This is a genomic window from Acinetobacter sp. YH01006 (assembly GCF_013420445.1).
Lineage (GTDB): Bacteria > Pseudomonadota > Gammaproteobacteria > Pseudomonadales > Moraxellaceae > Acinetobacter > Acinetobacter pseudolwoffii.
This window is the reverse complement of record NZ_VOYB01000006.1, coordinates 99,755-115,284: the sequence shown is the minus strand read 5'-3', so window position 1 is coordinate 115,284 and position 15,530 is coordinate 99,755. Positions and strand designations below refer to the sequence as shown.

General features: G+C 46.3%; 15 protein-coding genes and 1 riboswitch. Of the genes, 5 read left to right on the top strand and 10 right to left on the bottom strand.

Annotated features, from left to right (window positions below):
• Positions 1-71: 71 nt before the first annotated feature.
• Both murD and ftsW read left to right on the top strand, forming a co-directional pair.
• Positions 72-1,418 (top strand): UDP-N-acetylmuramoyl-L-alanine--D-glutamate ligase, encoded by a 1,347-nt coding sequence (murD, locus tag FTT73_RS07470; RefSeq protein WP_180191229.1) that lies wholly within the window; start codon positions 72-74, stop codon positions 1,416-1,418.
• A 20-nt stretch (positions 1,419-1,438) separates the two neighbouring features.
• A complete protein-coding gene (gene ftsW, locus FTT73_RS07465; protein WP_180191228.1) occupies positions 1,439-2,635 on the top strand; it encodes a putative lipid II flippase FtsW in 1,197 nt (398 codons plus the stop codon).
• On the opposite strand, the gene FTT73_RS07460 is transcribed toward ftsW, so the two are convergent.
• The 7 genes from FTT73_RS07460 to FTT73_RS07430 form a co-directional block, all read right to left on the bottom strand.
• Positions 2,624-2,884, bottom strand: coding sequence for a zinc ribbon domain-containing protein (locus tag FTT73_RS07460; RefSeq protein WP_180191227.1), 261 nt, complete (start codon positions 2,882-2,884; stop codon positions 2,624-2,626). The two genes, ftsW and FTT73_RS07460, sit on opposite strands and share 12 nt — an antisense overlap.
• Before the next feature lie 56 nt (positions 2,885-2,940).
• Positions 2,941-3,861 carry a tRNA glutamyl-Q(34) synthetase GluQRS gene (gene gluQRS / locus FTT73_RS07455; RefSeq protein ID WP_167381279.1) on the bottom strand — a complete coding sequence of 307 codons (921 nt, stop codon included), beginning with the start codon at positions 3,859-3,861 and terminating at the stop codon, positions 2,941-2,943.
• A 2-nt stretch (positions 3,862-3,863) separates the two neighbouring features.
• Positions 3,864-4,391, bottom strand: coding sequence for an RNA polymerase-binding protein DksA (dksA, locus tag FTT73_RS07450; protein ID WP_005094428.1), 528 nt, complete (start codon positions 4,389-4,391; stop codon positions 3,864-3,866).
• A gap of 210 nt (positions 4,392-4,601) precedes the next feature.
• Positions 4,602-5,414, bottom strand: a complete 813-nt coding sequence (gene cpdA, locus FTT73_RS07445; RefSeq protein ID WP_180076072.1) for a 3',5'-cyclic-AMP phosphodiesterase — start codon at positions 5,412-5,414, stop codon at positions 4,602-4,604.
• Positions 5,411-6,046, bottom strand: coding sequence for an NUDIX domain-containing protein (locus FTT73_RS07440; RefSeq protein ID WP_180191226.1), 636 nt, complete (start codon positions 6,044-6,046; stop codon positions 5,411-5,413). Before FTT73_RS07440 ends, cpdA begins: the two co-directional genes overlap by 4 nt.
• Before the next feature lie 76 nt (positions 6,047-6,122).
• Positions 6,123-8,018, bottom strand: a complete 1,896-nt coding sequence (thiC, locus tag FTT73_RS07435) for a phosphomethylpyrimidine synthase ThiC (protein WP_074383658.1) — start codon at positions 8,016-8,018, stop codon at positions 6,123-6,125.
• An 88-nt stretch (positions 8,019-8,106) separates the two neighbouring features.
• A riboswitch (TPP riboswitch) is annotated at positions 8,107-8,239 on the bottom strand.
• A 105-nt stretch (positions 8,240-8,344) separates the two neighbouring features.
• Positions 8,345-9,376 (bottom strand): hypothetical protein, encoded by a 1,032-nt coding sequence (locus FTT73_RS07430; RefSeq protein ID WP_074383657.1) that lies wholly within the window; start codon positions 9,374-9,376, stop codon positions 8,345-8,347.
• Between the two features lie 288 nt (positions 9,377-9,664).
• Here FTT73_RS07430 and FTT73_RS07425 point away from each other — a divergent pair, with 288 nt between their 5' ends.
• Positions 9,665-11,011, top strand: a complete 1,347-nt coding sequence (locus tag FTT73_RS07425; RefSeq protein WP_180191225.1) for a TolC family outer membrane protein — start codon at positions 9,665-9,667, stop codon at positions 11,009-11,011.
• A gap of 92 nt (positions 11,012-11,103) precedes the next feature.
• Complete coding sequence (gene phoU / locus FTT73_RS07420) at positions 11,104-11,823, top strand: phosphate signaling complex protein PhoU (RefSeq protein WP_005094412.1); 720 nt, start codon at positions 11,104-11,106, stop codon at positions 11,821-11,823.
• Positions 11,824-11,887: 64 nt separating this feature from the next.
• Here phoU and FTT73_RS07415 read toward each other — a convergent pair whose 3' ends face one another.
• Positions 11,888-13,690 carry an ABC transporter ATP-binding protein gene (locus FTT73_RS07415; RefSeq protein WP_180191224.1) on the bottom strand — a complete coding sequence of 601 codons (1,803 nt, stop codon included), beginning with the start codon at positions 13,688-13,690 and terminating at the stop codon, positions 11,888-11,890.
• A 150-nt stretch (positions 13,691-13,840) separates the two neighbouring features.
• Here FTT73_RS07415 and FTT73_RS07410 point away from each other — a divergent pair, with 150 nt between their 5' ends.
• The gene (locus tag FTT73_RS07410; protein ID WP_180077620.1) at positions 13,841-14,461 is read left to right on the top strand and encodes an alpha-ketoglutarate-dependent dioxygenase AlkB; all 621 of its coding nucleotides are present in this window, start codon (positions 13,841-13,843) and stop codon (positions 14,459-14,461) included.
• Between the two features lie 64 nt (positions 14,462-14,525).
• Here FTT73_RS07410 and ruvX read toward each other — a convergent pair whose 3' ends face one another.
• Both ruvX and FTT73_RS07400 read right to left on the bottom strand, forming a co-directional pair.
• The gene (gene ruvX, locus FTT73_RS07405) at positions 14,526-14,969 is read right to left on the bottom strand and encodes a Holliday junction resolvase RuvX (protein WP_100329418.1); all 444 of its coding nucleotides are present in this window, start codon (positions 14,967-14,969) and stop codon (positions 14,526-14,528) included.
• Entirely contained in the window at positions 14,962-15,516 is a 555-nt protein-coding gene (locus tag FTT73_RS07400; protein ID WP_159138536.1) for a YqgE/AlgH family protein, read from the bottom strand. Before FTT73_RS07400 ends, ruvX begins: the two co-directional genes overlap by 8 nt.
• Positions 15,517-15,530 lie beyond the last annotated feature (14 nt).

The following is a 15,530-nucleotide window of genomic DNA, read 5'->3' as shown; positions in this document are numbered from 1 at the left end:
GAAAAGGCATTCAAAACAGCAAAGTGCTACCATTTCGTCAGTTTCAAAATAGACCAAAATATGGGGCGAAAATGTTAATACAACGTGGTGGGTTAAAAGTCGTTGCAGGACTCGGAATATCAGGTGTTGCAGCAGTCAATTTCTTACATGACCAGGGCTACCGCGTTGCAGTAACGGATTCTAGAGCCACCCCCCCGGGACATGACCAGATTCCGGCCGAAGTCCAGACCAGTTTCGGCCAGTTTGATGCCGAGCTGTTGCTGTCTGCAGAAGAAATCGTGATCAGTCCGGGACTGGATCCAAAATTGCCAGAAATTCAGGCGGCGATGGCGCAGGGTATTCCTGTGGTGAGTGAAATCCAGATTTTACGCCGTGCTACGGATAAGCCCATTGTCGCGATTACCGGTTCCAATGCCAAAAGTACAGTGACCACTTTGATTGGCTTAATGGCAGCCGATGCTGGCAAAAAAGTCGCCGTCGGTGGCAATCTGGGCCGTCCTGCACTGGATTTAACCAAAGATGATCCTGAATTCTATATTTTAGAATTATCCAGTTTTCAGCTGGAAACTACTTCAAATCTGGCGGCTGAAGTGGCGGTGGTACTGAACATGAGTGAAGATCATCTGGATCGGCATGGCGATATGATGGGCTATCACACCGCCAAGCACCGGATTTTTCAGGGTGTGAAAAAAGTGGTGTATAACCGGGATGATTCTTTGACCCGTCCTTTGGTGCCAGATGTGACGCCGATGCAAAGTTTTGGCCTGAATGCACCCGATATGAACCAGTACGGGATTCTTAAAGATACCGATGGTGGCATCTGGTTGGCGCGTGGTCGTGAACGTCTGTTAAAAAGTACCGAGATGTATATGCAGGGCACGCATAATGTTGCCAATGCCCTGGCTTGTCTGGCACTCGGTGAAGCGATTGGTTTGCCATTGGACAGCATGCTAAACACTTTAAAAACCTTCAAAGGTCTGGAACATCGCTGCGAATTTGTCAAAGCAGTGCAGGGCGTACGTTATTATAACGACTCCAAAGGCACCAACATCGGTGCAACCTTGGCGGCTCTCGATGGTCTCGGTATGGCGATTGAAGCCCAAGGTGGCAAAGTTGCGATTATTCTCGGTGGACAGGGCAAAGGACAGGACTTTAAGGCTTTGCGTGAATCATTGAGTAAATATGCCAAGATTGCAGTGCTGATTGGTGAAGACCGTCCGATCATCGAAGCAGCGATTAGGGGCACGACTGAGCTGGTTCATGCAGAGAGTTTGCAGCAGGCCGTAGAAATCTGCCAAAAGCACACCCAGGCAGATGATGTCGTGCTATTGTCTCCTGCATGCGCAAGTTTTGATATGTTCTCGGGTTATCCTGAGCGTGGTCGCAAGTTTGTTGCGTATGTGAATGAACTCAATTAAGAATAACAAGGATTCGTGATATGGCTGGGTTTGCTCAGACTACGATCAATAAACTAAACCAATTTTATAGCCAGTGGGTACCCAAGCTCCCCGCTGAGCTAAATCCACGGAATGTACTAATTTTCTGTGTATTGGCTTTACTGTGTATTGGTTCGATCATGGTGGCATCGGCCTCGATGCCTTATGCTGAACGTATGCATGAAAATGCCTTTCATTATATTAGCCGCCATGGCATTTCGATTTTTGTGGCAGCAGTAGCCGCCTATCTAACCTATAAAATTCCCTTAAAGGTCTGGTTTAATAACACCTTCTTTTTGTGGATTATTACCATTGTACTGTTGGTGGCCGTGCTGGTGGTCGGGACTGAGGTCAATGGTTCCAAGCGCTGGATTCGGGTGGCCGGATTTACCTTGCAGGCCTCGGAAGTGGCGAAAGTGATGATGGCGATTTTTACCGCGGACTATGTGGTACGCCGTGCGGAAGAAGTCCGGAACAATATTAAAGGTTTGGTTCGTTTAAGTGCGATTATGGGTGTGACCGTCGGTTTGATTATTCTTGAGCCGGACTTGGGGGCAACCGTAGTAATTACCTTGACCATGCTTGGCGTGTTTTTCCTCGCGGGTGCGCCGTGGATTCAGTTTGGTGTGGCCTTTATGACCTTGGTCGGTGCATTTGCCGCAGCGATTTTATTAGAGCCTTATCGCTTGCAGCGTTTGATGTCTTTTTCAAATCCATGGGAAGATCCACTGGGTAGCGGTTATCAGCTCTCGAATGCACTAATGGCCTTCGGCCGTGGTGAGTGGGCCGGGGTTGGATTGGGGCACAGCATTCAGAAAATGTCTTATCTGCCTGAAGCGCATACTGATTTTATGCTGGCGATTTTAGGTGAGGAATTTGGTTTCTTGGGTATTGCGACCATCCTGATCCTGTCTTTTACCATGCTGGTCTGCTGTATCCGGATCGGACATCGTGCCTTGCAACATCAATATCTACGCGCCGGCTATCTGGCCTATGGGATCTGTATCATTTTCCTGTTACAGATTCTGGTGAATGCCGGTATGAATATGGGCGTGTTACCGACCAAAGGTTTGACCCTGCCATTTATTAGTTATGGGGGTTCATCCTTAATTGTCTGTGCGGTAATGATCAGCCTGATTCTGAAAATTGATTCAACCACACGACAGGTCAATCCAAGCCGGGAAGAATCAAGCTTCTAGACTGGGATTACGCTGAGGTTCAGGCTGAGCATGGTCAAGCACTGTGCTCGGCATTGCAGTTCCGCAATTGGAACAGGTCACAAAAGCAGTTTTAGGCTTGGAAAGTGGAATCAATGGAATAAAAAACAAAGAAAAATAATGACGTTGCTGTTTCAGCTCATAGCCTGTACGGGTTCGGCAGACTGGACACAGGAACTGGCTCTTTTCAATAGTTTTGGTTTTAGGGCCGAATCCAAAAATAAAAAACATCTGCTTTTCCTCTCTGATTTTAATTCTAGAATTCTAGCTTAAGCCAAAACAGGTTTTTATTGATAACAACCTTGTAGCGCTGTTGTATGTGGAATCCGTTCAATGTTCCATTGCGCAACCGCCTGTTGCAGCATGCATTGTGGAGTATCTAGATCAACTTCAGCCTGATGCAAAGCATTAAGTGCCTGTTTTAAGAGTTGTGGGGCCTGACTTAAATCCAGTGCTTGGGCCAGATTCTGTTTTGAGAGTTTTTGTCCCTGATCATTCATCGCCAGGGGTAGATGCATATAATTCAGACGCGGATAACCGAGCAACTGCCCCAGATAGATTTGCCGTTCGGTATTGTCCAGCAGGTCAGCACCACGTACCACATGGGTCATGCCTTGCAGATAGTCATCGACCACTACCGCCAGCTGATAATTAATAATCCCGTCACGACGTTTTAAGACAAAGTCTCCCAGATCTTTCTTCAGCTTTGAGCAGTGTCGACCTTGTAATTGATCTTCAAAACAGATTTCGATATCTTCGACTTTTAAACGGATCGCTTGATTGTCGAATGCCAGAGCTAGGTCACGGCAGGTATCCTGATAGATATGATTGGAACCGAGCATTTTACGGGTACATTGACAGGCATAAACCAGACCCTGCTGACGTAATTGTTCGATCACATCTGCATAAATATCTAAACGGTCTTTCTGGAAAATGATTTCGCCGTCTGGCTCAAGCTGAAAGGCGTCCATGGCACGCAAAATATGCTCTTCACTGCCCGGATAAATACGCGGAATATCGGTATCTTCCACCCGAACCAGCCATGTGCCGTGGTTGGCTTTGGCATCGCAATAACTGGCAACTGCGGTAATGAGGGAGCCAAAATGCAAAGGGCCGGTTGGCGATGGCGCGAACCGACCCACATAAGCCATCCTATTGTCCCCCTCCTTTTTTAAAGGAGGGGTTAGGGGAGGATTATTCAACAGCATCATTAACCGTTATTTTGCTTCTCTTTGATTTCCGCCAGGGTTTTGCAGTCAATACATAAAGTAGCCGTTGGACGGGCTTCTAAACGACGCAAACCAATTTCGATGCCACAAGTTTCACAGAAACCATAGTCATCATTCTGTATCGCTTCGATTGACTGTTCGATTTTACGGATCAGTTTACGTTCACGGTCACGGGTACGCAGCTCAATTGCAAATTCTTCTTCCTGAGTGGCACGATCGTTGACATCAGGCAGGGCAGTATTCTCATCTTGCATCGTATTCAGCGTACGATCCACTTCTGACATCAACTCGGCTTTCCAGGCCAGCAAAATTTGGCGGAAATGCTGAAGCTGACCTTCAGACATGTATTCTTCATTTTTTTTAGGTTGATAAGGTTCAATACCAAATAAGCTAGCAGTAGAACCACCGTCAGTCGTTTTAGGCTTAGATTTGCGTACGCGCTTTGCAGCTTTCTCTTCTACAACTTCAATTTGATTGTCTAAGACTTGATTTTGGTTGTCATTCGCCATTTAGGGCATTCCTCATCATATGCGTATGATTGCTACGCAAAAAATATGGTGATATGCAATTTTTATCCACCCTGTAGAAGGATTATCCTCCTGTGGGGGCCGTCATCATATAGACTTTTTATGCTTATTGATAGTCTTTGATGTCTGGACTATGCATATCACATTTCCTTTGGTTGCAATAAAGTAATGCAAAAAAAACAAATTGAAAAGTTAATAACCTGAAATTTCAGTATTAATATTTTGCTGACTCAATGCCACCCGTTCAATATAGGTATCAAACTCACCATTTTGTTGCAAATGTAATACACGATAACCGGGCGCCGCCTGATCTAGCGCGAAATCCTGGCTTTTAGGTTTGAACTGCACACTGGTCGATGGCGTGGATAAAAAATAGATACCATGCCATTCATTACAGGAATCCTGATGCACATGACCAAACAAGACCAGCTTTATATTCTGGTGCCGTGCCAGGACATCTTTCAGAGCTTCGGCATTTTTAAGCCGGTGCTGGTCAATCCAGTGCGATTTCATCGCAAAAGGGTGATGATGACAAGCGATGATGACATGCTGATGCTTAAACTCAAGCAATAATTGGTTCAATTGATCAAGCTGAGCTTGTTCCACCCAGCCATCAACCTTGCCTTGAACCGCACTATTCAACAAAATCATGGTCCAGCTACCAAAATGAATCGCATGTACCTGATTGGCATTCTGATGAAACGGAAAGATCCGGGTGTCATCATGATTACCTGGAATTTGATAATGCGGCACGTTTAAGAACTGGATAAAGTCTAAATAACGCTGATAAGTTCGTTCCACCGGCACCTGCGCCAGATCACCGGTATGAATCAGCGCATCCATTTTGGGAAAGCGCTGCTGAATCTGCTGCATCACTTCATGAAAACTCTGCTCCGGATTCATCCGGGCAAATTCCAGCTCTTCCCGATCCATCAAATGGGTATCAGAAATCTGGATAATGGTCCAGTCGGGCTGTTCGGTTGTATTTGACTGCGAAAAACTCATGTCTTTCCCCTTAGACATATCCCTGCAGTATGAATATGTTGTTGCAACCATTGCAAGGCCATAATGACCGGTGCATTCCTTAAGCGCCCATTGCTGAGTAGTGCGGAAATATCTGCATAATCCAGAATATGCAGCTGGATATTTTCACCTTCATCCGGCATACCAAAAATACCGCCCTGTTCAGGCAATTCGGTCTGGGCCACATATAAATGAAATAATTCGGAACAGGCACCTGCGGAAGGGTAGAAGCTGAAAATGTGCTGTAGCTTATCCAGGGTACAGCCTGATTCTTCGAGTGCCTCGCGGCGGATACATGCTTCAGGTGCTTCATTGCCATCCAAAACGCCAGCAATCACTTCGAGTTGCCAAGGAGAATCGACATCGTCCAATCCACCAATCCGAAACTGTTCAATCAGGCCGAATTTCTGCTGTTGATGGTTGTACATCAGTACACCCGCTGCTTCTGGCCGGTGAATCAGCTCACGTTGCAAAATAGGCGTCGAGCTGTCCTGCTGGAATAAACGGTGTCGCAGGCTGACTTTTTCCACCTGAATAAATCCCCGGTACAAAAACTCACGTGCCTCTATGCGAAAGTCTTTTTTATTATAAGAGGCCTGTTTAATAATATTCATATGCTCAGATAGAATGAGTTGATTTATTTTCATCCTATCTGAGTTTTTTTTGAAGACAACTGTTTTTTTTAAAGTTTTATAGTTTGTGGTACAGATTTTGGCCAGACTTATGGAAGCTGGCTTTCATCTGATCCATACCTGCTTCAATTTCGGCCTGAGAGCTTGCCGGCTGATCAGGCTTGGCCTGCTGATTGGCATAGTCTCGAACATTCTGGCTAATCTTCATTGAACAGAACTTCGGTCCACACATGGAACAGAAATGTGCAGATTTATGGGCTGCTTTGGGCATGGTTTCATCATGCATGCTGCGGGCTGTATCCGGATCCAGACTCAAATTAAACTGGTCTTCCCAGCGGAATTCAAAACGTGCCTTGGACAGCGCATTGTCCCGGGCCTGTGCGCCTGGATGCCCTTTGGCCAGATCGGCTGCATGTGCTGCAATCTTGTAGGTAATAATGCCGTCTTTGACATCTTTTTTATTTGGCAAGCCAAGATGCTCTTTCGGGGTGACATAGCACAGCATGGCGGTGCCATACCAGCCAATCATTGCGGCACCAATCGCTGAAGTAATATGGTCATAACCCGGGGCGATATCCGTAGTTAAAGGGCCAAGGGTATAGAAGGGCGCTTCTTTACAGACTTCCAGTTGCAGGTCCATATTTTCCTTGATCATGTGCATCGGCACATGGCCCGGACCTTCAATCATCACCTGTACATCATGTTCCCAGGCACGATGGGTCAGTTCACCCAAGGTTCTCAGTTCAGCAAATTGCGCTTCGTCATTGGCATCCTGCACACAGCCTGGACGCAGGCCATCGCCGAGGCTGAAAGACACATCGTATGCTTTCATAATTTCGCAGATGTCATCAAAATGGGTGTAGAGAAAGTTTTCCTGATGATGCGCCAGACACCACTGTGCCATGATCGAACCGCCACGCGAAACAATGCCGGTCAGACGGTTGGCCGTGAGCGGTACATATCTTAAAAGTACACCGGCATGAATGGTGAAATAATCCACGCCCTGTTCCGCCTGTTCAATCAGGGTATCTTTAAAGATTTCCCAAGTCAGGTCTTCGGCTACGCCGTTGACTTTTTCCAAGGCCTGATAGATCGGTACGGTGCCAATTGGCACGGGAGAATTGCGGATAATCCATTCCCGGGTTTCATGGATGTTCTGCCCGGTTGAGAGATCCATAATGGTATCTGCACCCCAGCGTGTCGCCCAGGTCATTTTCGAGACTTCTTCTTCAATCGAAGAACCCAAAGCCGAGTTACCAATATTGGCATTGATTTTGACCAGAAAATTGCGTCCGATGATCATCGGTTCCAGTTCCGGATGATTGATATTGGCCGGAATAATCGCGCGGCCGGCAGCGACTTCCTGCCGTACAAACTCCGGGGTGATTTCAGTCAGGTTTTTAGCACCGAAATTTTGTCCCGGATGCTGGCGCATATCGACACCCTCCAGTTGACGCAGGTTTTCACGAATGGCGATATATTCCATTTCTGGCGTAATCATGCCTTGTTTGGCATAGTGCATCTGGGTGATGTTCTGGCCGCGTTTGGCTTTGCGCGGTTTTTGAATATGCGCGAAACGGATGGCCGCAGTACGGATATCACGTAAACGTTGTCGGCCAAATTCAGAGCTTAAATCGTCCAGCATTTCTGTATCGTTACGCTGTTCAATCCAGCTGTCACGGATATTGGGCAGGCCTTTATTCAGGTCAATCGTCACATTGGGGTCGGTATAGACACCAGACGTGTCATAAACCATCAAGGGCGGATTATATTCACCGCCCAAGCCGGTCGGGGTTTCACTGAGGGAAATTTCCCGCATCGGCACCTGAATATCAGGACGCGAGCCTGGCAGATAGACTTTACGTGAAGCGGGTAGAATGCGCGTTAAATCACGTGCTTCCTGTTCATGAGCGGAGAGAGAAGTTTCAGAAGAAAGATTCGTTAACTGGTTCATGGCTATGATCCTTATGAATGACATCAACGAATCAAGCACGACCAAAAACGCGGGCAGATTTATCCTGAGCAGATAAAGCAGGGGCTGGGTTTTTAGCTGGCTTGATTCCTACGCAGGTATTAACCTGATCAGGTTCAACGGTACCCATGCTCAATTCCTGATAAAGATAAAAGGAATCACATGATCTCAGCGAGGGATTACTCGCGCTCCGTCAAGCGAGGCTAAAGCTTAGCTCAGTTTATGCCGAATAAACAGGTCTAAATCTCTCAACTTTAGCGATGGTCTCTTCAGGCAGGGGAAGCTGGACTCAAGCCAAATATTTCTAGCTAGATACAGAATGCATCCATAAAACAGTCTTTATCATATTTTTGTGAGGGTGGGCTGATCTTGGCATAATACAGAATCTGTTCAGCATCCGAACGGTTTCGATAGTCGGCAGGCAAGGCTTGCTGGCGCTGTTGCGGATTCATGTCCAGAAACTCCAGAAATTGGCGAGCCTGGGTCGAAAGCGTTGATTTCTGACCACTGGATAGACCAATAATGGTTTCCAGATGACTGGTATCGACTGCATAACGGTCGCGATAATCCTCAGAAACGGGAGATGCTTCGGTGCCTCTAAACAAAAAATAGGTATATTGTTTCAGCAGGTATTCGGCATCCCGCTTATAGCTGCTCTCAGGATAGGTCTTGAGATAATCTTCCCAAAGCAGACTGCGGGCTGCAATGTCAGCTGCTTCAATTTGCAGGCGTTTTTCCACCAGTACCGGCTGCATATTCTGTTCAGCCAGATGTTCAATAAAGGCTTTTTCAGCGTCGGGTAAATAAGGCGCAAAAATGCGGGCCAGATATTCCGGACTACGACGATAATGTAAGTTGCCATCGCCAAGATCCAGCAGTTCGACATAAGCCTGACCTTTGTGTTTTAACAGGTACTGGTCACGTGAGGTGAGCTGCTGAAAATGGGCTTGCTGAATGGTCGGATGCTGGGCCATTTCCAGCGCATACTGTTCAAAGGCGCGTTGCTGGAACTCGGTACGGTCGACGGCTAAAAAGCGCTGATACATTTCAGTAGAACGCAGCATCAGATGCTTCTGCTCCGCCAATTCCATCAGGGGCAGACACACTTTAAGATCCTGATTAACCTGTTCCAGCGCAAAAGTGGTGCGCTGGTCATTAATCTGGGACATATTTTTTTCAATATTCTTGCACATCAGGCTAAAGTCATTGACTGGACTTTGCTTCTGATTGGTCTCAGTCTGTTCAACCTGGATCTGTGGTTCCGACGGCTGCTGACAGCCTGCCAGAAACAGCAGGCTGCCGGAAATTAGACAGGCTTTGAATATCGACGGGAATGGCATTAACACTATGTTTCAGGACTCTGTATAGGTGAATTCAGAAAATAACGGCCTTGCTGGGAGATATATTGTATAGATCAAATAAAAATACTATGTTTAGTATTGTGAATTGCTTTGTTACATTGCGGGTATAGATCTTGAAAATTGAATTAATCGTGGATAAAACCCGAGAGTTATATTAAAAAGTTAATAAAAATCATACGCAAAAATGCAAAAAATCTCTTTAGTATGGCTTAGCTTAAAGCGCCAGAATTTTTGATCTGAATGGCTGTTAGGGGTTAACACTATAAAATGAAACTAAAACTCAGTGTCATGGCCGGTTTATTGTGCAGTAGTCCGGCGATTTTTGCCCTGGATCTGCAACAAGCCTATGCGCGCGCCCAGCAAAACGATCCGAACTGGCAAGCGAATCTGTTGCAATATCAGGCCGATCAGCTCAATCTGGGGATTGCCAGCGGCAATTTACTGCCGACCGTGAGTCTTTCAGGAAATATCACCCGTAAAAACCAGTCTGTTGATGCACCTGCCGATCCACAGTTTTCTAATTTCATTACTTCCAGTAATACCACCCGTCAGGTGGCTTTAACTGCACGCCAGCCTTTATTTCGCTGGGATGCCTGGCAGGGCTATAAACAGGTCAAAACTTCGGTCGAACTCAGCGAAGTCAATCTGCGTCTGCAAAAACAGCAGCATATTTTACAGGTGGCAGAAGCCTATTTTAATGTCTTGCGTCAGCAGTCTTTGACCACGGCATATTTGCAGGAAGAACAGGCTCTATCTGAGCAGCTGCGCATGATGAATGCCAAACTAAAAGAAGGTCTGGTGGCACGTAGTGAGGTCAGTGAAGCCAATGCCCAGTATCAAAGTGCCCAAGCCAACCGGATTTCGACCCAAGTTCAGCTGATTCTAGCTCAGGAGCAACTGGCTCAGCTGATCGGGCCTTATCAGGAAAATCTGGCGGTATTACGCAATGACTTCCAGTTTCAGAAACCGATTCCAAGTGACATGCAGTCCTGGACAGATTTGGCACAAAGCCAGAATCTGAACATTCTGCAAGCCCGTCTGCAAAAACGCTATTCTGAAGATGCCAAACGGGTTGAGCAGGCCGCCCTCTATCCGCAGGTTGAAGCGGTCGGCACCTATGGCTATCTGAAACAGACACCAGAAACGATTATGTCCAGCAATGGTGATTTCGACCAGATTGGGGTGGAAGTCAACTGGAACCTATTTAGTGGTGGCCGTACCCAGAAAAGTATTCGTCAGGCTGGGGTCAATGTACAAAAAAGTGCAGCCCAATTAGACGCTGCGATCCGCAAAGCCAATACCGATGTGAAGCAGTCCTTCATGCAGGTAGAAACCGATCAGGCCAAACTGAATGCGCGTAAAGCGGCGATGGAATCTTCGGAAATGGTTTCACAAGCCTCCAGAGCCCAATATCAGGAGGGCTTAAAGACCATGGTCGATGTGTTGCTGGCCCAGCGCAATGCTTTTTCTGCCAAAACGGATTATCTGAATGCCAAATATGATTATCTGCTGCATGTACTACAGTTACAGGCTTCAGTCGGGCAGCTGACCGAAAAGGAGCTGGCAGAGCTGAATGCCTGGCTGATCGAATATGATTCACCTCAGCCCAGATGACGCTACGATTGTCATCAAACTTTCATCATAAATATGCTTTAATGTGCTTTATTATTGATCATCGCTATATGCCGTTTCAGGAGTAGACTTCCTTGTGTCCAAATAATCCTGTGTTAAGTCATCACATTTCTTCGCAATTTAATGAAGAGTTGCAGGACGTCAATACCAAATTCATGACCATGGGCGGACTGGTGGAACAGCAGGTGGCCAACGCCATTCATGCCTTACTGGATACCGATGTCGCCATGGCGATTGATGTGCAGTTTCAGGATAATGTTGTCAATCAGATGGAAAGAGACATTGATGAAGCACTGACCCTGATTCTGGCACGCCGTCATCCTGCTGCGATTGATTTACGGATGGTACTTGCCATGTCCAAGGCCAATACCGATCTTGAGCGTATTGGTGATGAAGCGTCTAAAATAGGCCGGATTGCACAAAGCCTGAGCGAAGAGGGTAGCTCGCCGCGCGGTTATATGGAAACCCGGCATATTGGCAACCAGGTTCGGGTGATGATTCATGATGCACTGGATGCTTTTGCACGTCTGGATGTAGATCAGGCCTTGAAAGTGATGTTGGCAGATGCGGATATCGACCGTGAATACCAGTCAGCAACGCGTACTCTCATGACCTATATGATTGAAGATCCGCGACATATTAGTCGTGTTATCAATGTGCTATGGGTGCTTCGTTCACTCGAAAGAATTGGCGACCATGCCCGGAATATTTCTGAACAGGTGATCTATATGGTCAAAGGTTTTGACGTACGTCATACCAGCGTCGAAGAAATTGAGCAAAAAGTTCAGCGTTAAAAACAATTATCTCTCAATAAAAGACCTCCCGCTCGGAGGTTTTTTTATTGGCTTGGAAGAAGCCCTAACCATGGGTTTCTTCCTCGGCATCATCCTCAAAAGTCTTGGCGATTTTTTCAATATTCAGGCTCTTGGCCATGGCATCAAAAATTTCCTTATACACGCCTTGCTGATGATAAAGCTGAGCGTGCTCACCATGTTCGGCAATCCTTCCCTCTTTCATCACATAGGTATAATCCGCGTCAATAATTTGCGACAGGCTATGTGAAATGATGATCACGGTACGGCCTTGCTTGATTTGATCCAGACTTTGCTTGATCTGTTCGGTGGCGATGGCATCCAGACTCGCCGTCGGTTCATCCAGAAAAATAATCGGTGGGTTTTTCAGGAACATCCGCGCCAAGGCAATGCGTTGCTGCTGTCCGCCAGAGAGCATGAGGGCATCACTATCATAGCCATCCGGTAACTGTAAAATCTGCGCATGAATCGAGGCTTTTTCTGCCGCCTCAATGATATCGTCCATCGAAGCCGTAGTTTTGCCATAACGGATATTCTCAAAAATGGTGCCTTGAAAAATATGATTTTTCTGCAACACCAGACCAATATGATCACGCAAAAATTGGGTGTCATAGTCTTTCAGGTCAATGCCATCCAGTTTAATCTGGCCTTGTTGCGGCTCATAAAATTTATCCAGCAGGCTGATCAGGGTAGATTTCCCCGCACCGGATAAGCCGACCAAAGCCGTGATCTTATTCGGACGAATTTCCATCTCAATATCTTTCAGGGCATGATGGCCATTCGGATAATAAAAATTCACCCCAGTCAGTTCAAATTTACCAGTCACTTGCGGTTTTTGTTGACCACTTTGTTCAATTTCCTGATCCGCTTCCAGAATCTTAAAGAAGCTTTCTGAATAGATCATGGCATCATTTACTTCATCATAAATCCGGTGCAGTGAGCGAATCGGGGCGGAGACATTATTAAACAGCAGCACATGAAACATGATCATACCGATACTCATCTGGTCATCCAGCACAAAATAAGAGGTCAGAATAATAATCAGCACAATGCCGATCTGTTCCAGGAACGTTTTCAGACCATCAAACAGGAAACTGGTCTGACGGGTTTTCATCTGGTTGTCGGTCAGTTCGCGTTGCAATCCTAACTGCTTTTCCGACTCAATCGCTTCCCGGTTAAAGGATTTGATCACGGTAATTGAATTAATAATACTGAGAATACCTTGACTCTTTTTCTCGCGGCCATCTCTTAAACTGCGGCGCCAACCACCGAGCTTTTGTGCCTGTTTATAGGTCAGCCAGAAATAGATTGGGACAATGGCGGTGGCCACCAGACCAACATACATATTGGCATAGTACATTAGGCCCAAAGCCACAATTGCGCTGGTAAATAACGGTAAAATATCAATAAAGAAGATCTGTACCAGACGGGTCAGTGAGCCGATACCACGATCAATTCGGGTCTGTAATTTTCCGGCCTGATTATTTTCCTGATTAAAAAATTCCAGACGATATTTTAAGAATTTTTCAATAATTCCTTGGGCCAGATCCTGAGAAACAAAAATCCGTAGCTTTTCTCCATAAAACTTCTGGCCGAACTGGACAAAGGCATTGATAATCTCTTTACCGAGCAAGATCGCTGAAATCGTAATCAGAATATGCCAGCCCTGCTCCAGTCCCTGACCTTGTTCCAGCAGCGCATTGATACTATCGACTGCATATTGCAGGGTTAGCGCATTGACCTGTGCGGTAAAGGATCCGATCAGGGTCAAAATCAGCGTGGCAATGACCAGCACCCGATAGGGCTGAACAAAAGGACGAAGTTTCTGAAACAGCTGCCATAAGTTCATAAAGGATTATTTTTATTGTGAAAGTTAAATTCAGTTTAGGCAGGAACAGGACAAGTCACAAGAGCAAATCTTGTAGTCATTTGTGAAATCCGGTTGTACTTTTTCAAAGTCAATGTCAGTATTTTCAGTAAGATACTGGGTCTAATTGAGATGACTTTAGATTTATTTGCGCCCCAACCTGAAACGAATATCTTACCCTTTGATGGGGTGGTGGAGGACTATGGTCTGATTCTGGAGCAGGCACAAAGCCAGCAGTATTTGCAGTATTTTCTGAGCCAGTTGGCCTGGCAACATGATGAAGTACGGTTGTTCGGCAAGCACTATATCACAGCACGCAAGGTGGTCTGGTATGGCGATGCGCACTATCAATATCGCTATTCGGGGACGCTCAAGCAAGCTCAGTTGTGGCCCCCGGGATTATTGCGTTTAAAGCAGCATATTGAACAGCTGGTGGGTCATCCCTTTAATTCCTGTCTGGCCAATTTATATGAAGATGGTTCACAAGGCTTGGGTTGGCATAGCGATGATGAGCCTGCTTTATATACAGGAAGTTCTCGGGAAAATGTCATTGCTTCTCTGAGTCTGGGCGTGACCCGTAAAATGAGTTTTAAACATAAAACCCACGGGGATAAAGTCGAGTTGCTGTTACACAGTGGCCAACTGATTGTGATGCGCGGCCAGACCCAGCAGCACTGGAAACACAGCATTGGTAAAAGCAGCAAAGTATTAACACCCAGAATTAACCTGACCTTTCGTTATTTTTACCCTTAATAAATATTCCTAGGTATGAAAAAGCATCCCAAAAGGATGCTGATTTTAAAATTTCACCAGCAGTTTAAGGGGTGATTCCGGCAGGATGGCGATACCAGCTTTCAATCAATAAGGCTGCGGCGATACTGTCCGCAGACAACTTTTTGCCGCGACCTTGCGCCTGATAATGATCCAGCTCATCGCGTGCTTCACGGGTGGTCAGACGCTCATCGACCATCAAAGTTTCAATATTGGTCTGGTGCCGTAAACGGCGCGCAAATTTACGTGCCCGTGTCGAAAGCTCCGATTCACTATCATCCATATTCAGTGGCAAACCGACCAGAAATAGATTCGGTTGATGGCTTTTCACTATTTTGAGCAGTTCATCCCAGTTCGGAATACCATCTTTCATGGGAAATAAAGGTAGGGGACTGGCACTTGCAATCAGGGATTGTCCAACAGACATTCCCATTTTTTGTGTACCAAAATCAAACGCCATAATGGTTTGTGGCGTGTTTACATCAGGCATGTCCAATCTCGGAAGATAACCAGTTGCGGTCGACGCCCATCTTTTTATAGGCAGCATCCCAACGGTCGTTATAAGGTAAGTTAAAAATCAGATCCATATCAGAATCACAAATCAGCCAGTCACCGTGGGCAATTTCCTGTTCTAGCTGGTGTTTGCCCCAACTGGCATAGCCAAGTGCGATCTGATAGCGACCCACACCTTCATTATGCGCAATTGCATCCAGAATATCTTTGGAGGTGGTGATACAGACATTTTCACCCACCGCAATAGAGGAATGCCAGGTCGGCTGACCGGTATGCAGCACAAAGCCGGCCTCAGGGCGTAAAGGGCCACCTTGCAAGACTTCATGTGGATTGACATTGTCTGCTTCAATATCAAGATCATTCAGCAATTCTTTAATTTGAATACCGGCAGGGCGATTGATGATGATGCCTTGTGCACCATCTTCATCATGGCGAGCCAGATAGATCACCGTCTGGGCAAAAAAATCATCATCCGCATGTGGCGGCGCAATCAGACAACGATGTGTCAGAAACTGTTTGGTCACCTGAGCAGTTCTCC